The organism is Kitasatospora sp. NPDC057198, from assembly GCF_042670125.1.
In the GTDB taxonomy this organism is placed as follows: domain Bacteria; phylum Actinomycetota; class Actinomycetes; order Streptomycetales; family Streptomycetaceae; genus Kitasatospora.
Genome location: NZ_JBHUWH010000557.1, coordinates 1 through 4,734 on the forward strand (window position 1 = coordinate 1; position 4,734 = coordinate 4,734).

A 4,734-nucleotide genomic window follows, 5' to 3' on the forward strand; every position below is an offset into this window, starting at 1 on the left:
TCCGGACCTGCGCTACTGCTGCGCTCAGGCGGCGACGACGTTGACGTCGAGGTTGGCCTGGACGTCGGCGTGCAGCTTGACCGAGACCTTGTGGCTGCCCACGGTCTTGATCGGCGAGGCGATCGCGACGGCGCGCTTGTCCACGGCCGGGCCGCTGGCGGCCTTGATGGCCTCCACGACGTCGGCCTGGGTCACCGAGCCGAACAGGCGGCCGGCCTCGCCGGAGCGGACGGCCAGCTTGACCTGCAGGCCCTCGAGCTTGGCCTTGACCTCGTTGGCGGCCTCGAGGGTCTGGATGGCGTGGATCTTCCGGGCGCGACGGATGGCGTCGACGTCCTTCTGACCGCCCTTGGTCCAGCGGATGGCGAAGCCGCGCGGGACCAGGAAGTTGCGGGCGTAGCCGTCCTTGACCTCGACGACCTCGCCGGCGCTGCCGAGGCCGGGAACCTCGTGAGTGAGGATGATCTTCATTCTTCGGTCACCCTCTCTTAGCGCGTGGTGGAGGTGTAGGGCAGCAGGGCCATCTCACGGCTGTTCTTCACGGCCGTGGCGACGTCACGCTGGTGCTGGGTGCAGTTGCCGGTGACCCGGCGGGCACGGATCTTGCCGCGGTCGGAGATGAACTTCCGCAGCAGGTTCGTGTCCTTGTAGTCCACGTACGTGGCCTTGTCCTTGCAGAAGACGCAAACCTTCTTCTTCGGCTTGCGAGCAGGCGGCTTCGCCATTGTGTGCTCCGTTTAGTACGAGATCTGTCAGCATCGGCGGGCCCGCGGGGGCCCGGCCGAGCACCGCTTAGAACGGGGGTTCTTCCGAGTAGCCGCCGCCGGAGTTGCCACCCCAGCCGCCGCCCTGGTTGGGCGAGGGGGCGCTGGACGCCCACGGGTCTTCGGACGGGCCCTGGTTGCCGCCGCCGGAGTTGCCACCCCAGCTGCCGCCACCCTGGTTGCCGCCGCCGCCGTAGCCGCCGCCCTGCTGGCCGCCACCGCCACCGCCGGAGCGGTTGGCGCGGGTGACCTTGGCGGTCGCCGAGCGCAGGCTCGGGCCGACCTCATCGACCTCGACCTCGAAGACCGTCCGCCGCTCGCCCTCCTTGGTGTCGTAGGTCCGCTGGCGCAGCCGGCCCTGCACGATCACGCGCATGCCGCGCTGGAGCGACTCGGCCACGTTCTCCGCCGGCTGCCGCCAGACGTTGCACGTGAGGAAGAGGCTCTCGCCGTCCTTCCACTCGTTGGTCTGGCGGTCGAAGGTGCGCGGGGTGGACGCGATGCGGAACTTGGCCACCGCGGCACCCGACGGGGTGAAGCGCAGCTCGGGGTCGTCGACGAGGTTGCCGACGAGGGTGATGACGGTCTCGCCTGCCATGTGGTGATGACCTCTCGGAAAGGAGTTCTGCGGTGCTCGTCAGCGGTGTTCCACGTGGAACACCGGACGCGAGCCCTCCGGCGCGGACGCCGGAAGTGGGCTCAGTGGGTGTCCGGGCGCAGGACCTTGGTCCGCAGAACCGACTCGCTCAGGCTGAACTGGCGGTCGAGCTCCTTGACGACCTCGGGCGTGGCCTTGAGGTCGATGACCGAGTAGATGCCCTCGGACTGCTTGTTGATCTCGTACGCCAGGCGACGACGGCCCCAGGTGTCGACCTTCTCAACCTTGCCGCCGCTGGTGCGGACGACGTTGAGGAAGCTCTCGATCAGGGGGGAGACAGCGCGCTCCTCGACCGAGGGGTCGAGGATGACCATCACCTCGTAGTGACGCATGTGTAACCCACCTCCTTTGGACTCAACGGCCACGGCGTTTCCGTGGCAGGAGGGTTGTGCGCGTCGGCACCGGTGAGTGCGGGCATGCGGAGCACACCCCTACACCAGTGCAGAGGGGCAAGCCTACCGGGTGAGCCGACCGGCGGACAAAACAGTTGGCCGCCGGGGTTGTCACTTCGGTCACATCGGTCGCAACCTGGACAGAACGAACGTTCCCTCCCCCAGGAGGTGGGTCCCCATGGCACAGGCCGCACCGAGGCCGCGGCAGCAGCACCGGCCGAAGTTCACCCTCAACACCGACGGACACCCGCACCCCCGGGAGAACGCGCTGGTCGGGGTGACCGTCCTGCTCGGCGTGATCGCCTTCGTCACCTCGTTCTTCGACAACCTGCACATCCTGACCTCGTGGACCGGCCTGATCGGTGTGATCACCGGCCTGACCGGGCTGTTCTTCTCGGTGACCACGGCCGAGCGCTTCGCGGTCGTCATCGGCACCGGCGCCGCCGCGTTCGGGCTGTTCCTCGGGGTCGCGCACGGCGGCCTGTTCGGGGGCGTGTGGTGACCCCCGGGCGCGGCGGGGGGTGAACCTGCGGCCCGCCGCGCAACCTCCGGTGCCCTCCCGGCGTAGTACCTGTACCAGCAGGTGCGTGCGGGGGGGCATCATCATGTCGGGTCGGTTCCCGGTCGAATCGGACCATTCGGGCGATAGGGTCACCATGGGTAGATCCGACGAGGAGGAGCACGCGGCATGAGCCTGCGACTGCGGACGATCACGCGCGAGGAACACCTGGCTTTCATCGAGAGCCGGCCCTCGGCCAGCCACATGCAGGTGCCCTCCTGGGCGGACGTGAAGGCGGAGTGGCGCGCGGAGAGCCTCGGCTGGTTCGACGCCTCCGGCGCGATCGTCGGCGCCGGGCTGGTCCTCTACCGCCAGCTGCCGAAGCTGAAGCGGTACCTGGCCTACCTGCCGGAGGGCCCGGTGATCGACTGGTTCGACCAGGACCTCGACCGCTGGCTGAAGCCGATGCTGGCGCACCTGAAGTCGCAGGGCGCGTTCTCGGTGAAGATGGGCCCGCCGGTGGTGGTCCGCCGCTGGGAGGCCAGCACCATCAAGGACGCCATCGCGGGCAAGCAGGCCAAGCGGCTGCGCGACGTCGAACCGGACCACGCCGAGCCGCGCGCCCTGGAGACCGCCGAGCGGCTGCGCCGGGCCGGCTGGCTGCAGGGCGAGGACGGCGGCGCGGGCTTCGGCGACGTCCAGCCCCGGTACGTGTTCCAGGTGCCGCTGGGCGACCGCTCGCTGGACGACGTGCAGCGCGGCTTCAACCAGCTGTGGCGGCGCAACATCAAGAAGGCCGAGAAGAGCGGCGTCGAGGTGGTCCAGGGCGGCTACGAGGACCTCGCGCTCTTCCACAAGCTGTACGTGGTCACCGCCGAGCGCGACCACTTCACGCCCCGGCCGCTCTCCTACTTCCAGCGGATGTGGCAGTCCCTCACCGCCGAGGACCCGAACCGGATGCGGCTCTACCTCGCCTACCACGAGGGCGAGCCGCTGGCCGCGACCACGATGCTGGTGGTCGGCGAGCACGTCTGGTACTCCTACGGCGCCTCCGCCAACCACAAGCGCGAGGTCAAGCCGTCCAACGCGATCCAGTGGCGGATGATCCGGGACTCCTACGCGCTCGGCGCGAGCGTCTACGACCTGCGCGGGATCAGCGACACCCTGGACGAGGACGACCACCTGTTCGGGCTGATCCAGTTCAAGGTCGGCACCGGCGGCCAGGCCGCGGAGTACCTCGGCGAGTGGGACTACCCGCTCAACAAGCTGCTGCACAAGGCGCTCGACCTCTACATGTCGCGTCGTTGAGCCACCTGAAGAACACCACGGGGAGAACGCCATGACCTTGACGATGTACGTGGACACCGACCGCTGGCGGGCGCACCAGCAGGGGCTGCTGGCCGAGTTCAGCGGACTGGTCCCGGTCGCCAAGGGCAACGGCTACGGCTTCGGCAACGCCCGGCTGGCCGCCGAGGCGGCCCGGCTGGGCGTCCCGACGCTGGCGGTCGGCAGCGCCGAGGAGGCGGCCGCGGTGGCCGGCGACTTCCCCGGCGACCTGCTGGTGCTCACCCCCTACCGGCCCGGCCAGCCCGAGGCGGACCTGCCCGCCGGCCGGGTGGTGCGCACCGTCGCGCACGCCGAGGCGCTGTCCGCGCTGCCCGCCGGGAGCCGGGTCGTCGTCGAGTGCATGACCTCGATGCGGCGGCACGGCGTCGCGGTCGGCGAACTGCCCCGGCTGCCGGTGCAGCACCTGACCGTGGAGGGCTTCGCGCTGCACCTGCCGCTGGACCGGCCGGACGGCAGCGACCCGGTGGACGAGGTGGACCGGCTGGTCCGGGCGATCGACGGGGCCGGGCTGCCCACCGGCACCGTCTACCTCAGCCACCTGTCCGCCGAGGACGGCCTGCGGCTGGCCGAGCGGCACCCCGGCACCGAGTTCCGCTCCCGGATCGGCACCCGGCTGTGGCTCGGCGAGGTGGAGGCGCTGTCCTCCCGCGCCACCGTCCTGGACGTCGTCCCGGTCGCCCGCGGCGAGCGCTACGGCTACCGGCAGCACAAGGCCCCCTCCGAGGGCCACCTGCTGGTCGCCACCGGCGGCACCGCGCACGGCGTCGGCCTGGAGGCGCCCAAGTACGTGCACGGGGTGCTGCCGCGGGCCAAGGGGCTGGCCCGGGCCGGCCTGGCCACCGTCAACCGGACGCTCTCGCCGTACTCCTGGCAGGGCAGGCAACTGTGGTTCGCCGAGCCGCCGCACATGCAGGTGTCGATCCTGTTCCTGCCCGGCGAGCTCAAGCCGCCCGCGATCGGCGACGAGCTGTCCCTGACCGTCCGCCACACCACCACCCACTTCGACCGGGTGGTCGAGCGGTAGGTCCGCCCCGCACACGGCGGAGGGGGACCGTCCGGTGGACGGTCCCCCTC

The 4,734-nt window shown here is 70.6% G+C and carries 7 protein-coding genes; 3 read left to right on the forward strand and 4 right to left on the reverse strand.

Annotated elements, in window-relative coordinates; translation table 11 throughout:
• Positions 1–24: 24 nt before the first annotated feature.
• The 4 genes from rplI to rpsF form a co-directional block, all read right to left on the reverse strand.
• A complete protein-coding gene (gene rplI / locus ACFUEL_RS35385) occupies positions 25–471 on the reverse strand; it encodes a 50S ribosomal protein L9 (protein ID WP_285733940.1) in 447 nt (148 codons plus the stop codon).
• 17 nt (positions 472–488) lie between these two features.
• Positions 489–725 (reverse strand): 30S ribosomal protein S18, encoded by a 237-nt coding sequence (rpsR, locus tag ACFUEL_RS35390; RefSeq protein WP_030457605.1) that lies wholly within the window; start codon positions 723–725, stop codon positions 489–491.
• A gap of 67 nt (positions 726–792) precedes the next feature.
• A complete protein-coding gene (locus ACFUEL_RS35395; protein ID WP_380241634.1) occupies positions 793–1,362 on the reverse strand; it encodes a single-stranded DNA-binding protein in 570 nt (189 codons plus the stop codon).
• A gap of 101 nt (positions 1,363–1,463) precedes the next feature.
• Positions 1,464–1,754 (reverse strand): 30S ribosomal protein S6, encoded by a 291-nt coding sequence (gene rpsF / locus ACFUEL_RS35400; protein WP_030457607.1) that lies wholly within the window; start codon positions 1,752–1,754, stop codon positions 1,464–1,466.
• A gap of 238 nt (positions 1,755–1,992) precedes the next feature.
• Between rpsF and ACFUEL_RS35405 the strand changes: the two genes are divergently transcribed.
• The 3 genes from ACFUEL_RS35405 (at position 1,993) to ACFUEL_RS35415 (ending at position 4,684) form a co-directional block, all read left to right on the forward strand.
• Positions 1,993–2,316 carry a hypothetical protein gene (locus ACFUEL_RS35405; RefSeq protein WP_380241636.1) on the forward strand — a complete coding sequence of 108 codons (324 nt, stop codon included), beginning with the start codon at positions 1,993–1,995 and terminating at the stop codon, positions 2,314–2,316.
• A gap of 186 nt (positions 2,317–2,502) precedes the next feature.
• Positions 2,503–3,621 carry a lipid II:glycine glycyltransferase FemX gene (locus ACFUEL_RS35410; RefSeq protein ID WP_380241638.1) on the forward strand — a complete coding sequence of 373 codons (1,119 nt, stop codon included), beginning with the start codon at positions 2,503–2,505 and terminating at the stop codon, positions 3,619–3,621.
• Between the two features lie 31 nt (positions 3,622–3,652).
• On the forward strand, positions 3,653–4,684 hold the full coding sequence (locus tag ACFUEL_RS35415; RefSeq protein ID WP_380241640.1) for an alanine racemase: 1,032 nt from the start codon (positions 3,653–3,655) through the stop codon (positions 4,682–4,684).
• Positions 4,685–4,734 lie beyond the last annotated feature (50 nt).